The sequence below is a fragment of the Paraburkholderia sediminicola genome, from assembly GCF_046026855.1.
GTDB lineage: Bacteria > Pseudomonadota > Gammaproteobacteria > Burkholderiales > Burkholderiaceae > Paraburkholderia > Paraburkholderia sediminicola_A.
Map to the genome: position 1 here is coordinate 1 of NZ_JAQQET010000089.1, position 1,476 is coordinate 1,476.

1 protein-coding gene is annotated in these 1,476 nt (G+C 62.2%); it reads left to right on the forward strand.

Annotated elements, in window-relative coordinates:
- The first annotated feature begins 51 nt into the window (after nucleotides 1-51).
- The gene (gene tnpC / locus PQR40_RS38920; RefSeq protein WP_408341283.1) at nucleotides 52-1,470 is read left to right on the forward strand and encodes an IS66 family transposase; all 1,419 of its coding nucleotides are present in this window, start codon (nucleotides 52-54) and stop codon (nucleotides 1,468-1,470) included.
- The last annotated feature ends 6 nt before the right edge of the window (nucleotides 1,471-1,476 follow it).

The following is a 1,476-nucleotide window of genomic DNA, read 5'->3' on the forward strand; positions in this document are numbered from 1 at the left end:
GTAACTATTCAGCGCTTGTAAACTGCTACCAGGCTGTGCATAGTGAAGGACATGACGAAGATGCCTGACATCAAGGACCTGACACCGGAGCAGAAGGACGCACTCATCGTTGATCTGGTGAGGCGTCTGAACGAGCTTGAGGCAAAGCTTGAGAAGGACAGCCATAACTCCAGCAAGCCGCCGTCAGGCGATGGGCCGCGGCGCAAACCGAAGTCATTGCGTGGCACGAGCGGCGCCAGGCCCGGCGCGCAACCCGGGCACAAGGGCAAGACGCTCAAACGCGTGGCTCAGCCTGATCACATCAAGATTCATCCGGTGGCGCCGGTGTGCGATGCATGCGGCCAGCAGATCGAATCCGCCCGCATCACCGTCTTACCCGAAGGCCGTCAGGTGATCGATCTGCCGCCCACGCGTTTCGAGGTGACCGAGCATCGCGTCCAGGTCGCGCAGTGCGCCTGCGGCAAGCGCCATTCGGGGATGTTTCCCGAGGGCGTGAGCCAGGCGGTGCAGTACGGTCCCCAGATCCGGGCGGCGGCCGTCTATCTGACGCAGTACCAGCAGTTGCCGGTGGCGCGTACGGTTCAGGCACTGGGAGATCTGTTCGGTCTGCGCGTGAGTACGGGCACGGTGCAGCAGAGCATCGATGAGGCTGCCCGCCTGCTGGCGCCGGCAGTCAGGCAGATCAACGAGGCGTTACGCGAGCAGCCCGTGGTGCATTTCGATGAGAGCTGCATGCGCGTCAGTCGTATGCCCTACTGGCTGCATCTTGCCTCGACCCGTACGTTGAGTTGGTATGGCGCCCATCGCAAGCGCGGTCGCGAGGCGCTCGACAGCTTCGGCATCCTTCCCGGTTTTAAGGGCGTCGCGGTACACGACGGCTGGAGGCCATACGCTGCCTATGAGTGCGAACATGCGCTGTGCAACGCTCATCATCTGCGCGAACTGGTGTTCGTCGCGGAGTCGACGCAACAACCCTGGGCCCAGCAGATGATCAATCTGCTTTGCCAGGCCAAACGCGAGGTCGACCGCAGCGCGGCCTGCGGCAACACGGCGCTGGATCCATCGCGGCAACGCTATTACAGGCGACGCGCTCGGGCCCTGATCGCCCAGGCGCGCAAGCTTAATCCGACACAGGCTCGCGCGCCTGAACGCGTGGAGTTGCGCGGCAGGATCAGACAAAGCTTTACCTGCAATCTGGTCCGGCGGCTGCATCTGCAGGCGACCGAGGTGTGGCGCTTCATTGCCGATCACCGGGTGCCGTTCGACAATAACCAGGCCGAACGCGATATCCGCATGCCCAAGCTCAAACAGAAAATCTCCGGCTGTTTCCGCTCGGAATCGGGCATGCAGGCGTTCTGTACGATCCGCTCCTACCTGGCCACTCTGCGCAAACAGAACCGTTCGCTGATCAATGCGCTGGCGTTGAGCTTTGCCGGATTCGTCGTTTCGCCTCTGACTGCCGCTGAATAGTTACGC

What these genes read in the sequence shown, in the direction of transcription:
- tnpC (WP_408341283.1), top strand. Translation starts at nt 52, where the DNA reads ATGACGAAGATGCCTGACATCAAGGACCTGACACCGGAGCAGAAGGAC.